Consider the following 330-nt stretch of genomic DNA (forward strand, 5'->3'; position numbering starts at 1 on the left):
CGGTCACCTCCATCTCGTTCTCTCTAGTCTCGAAGGTGTAGTTTCCTTCTCTCTTGTAGACGAAGAAGTTGGCGGAGAAATTGTACTTGAAGTTGAGCTGGTCAAGGCCGAGCTTGACGTCGAATATGTAAGTGCTGGATCCGTCCCTGTTCTTGATGACCTGGACGCTGGGTTCTTCGAAGACTTTCAAGGTAGAGAAGTCTCCGACACGACCGTTCCTCATCTTGATCGGGTCGACTGGAAGGAGTCCGATGTTGGGGAGTTCGAGGTGTGTCTGTAAGTGGTCGACCAGGTATTCGTCGAAGTTCGCGACGACCTGCTTCACCTTTT

1 protein-coding gene is annotated in these 330 nt (G+C 51.2%); it reads right to left on the bottom strand.

All coding sequences use genetic code 11. The annotated features are described in order from the left end of the window. The coding region (locus tag PZC42_RS20725; protein WP_277213966.1) for a hypothetical protein at positions 1–330 on the bottom strand (330 nt) is incomplete at both ends.

Origin of the sequence: Isoptericola croceus, from assembly GCF_029382255.1 — a bacterium.
GTDB lineage: Bacteria > Actinomycetota > Actinomycetes > Actinomycetales > Cellulomonadaceae > Isoptericola > Isoptericola croceus.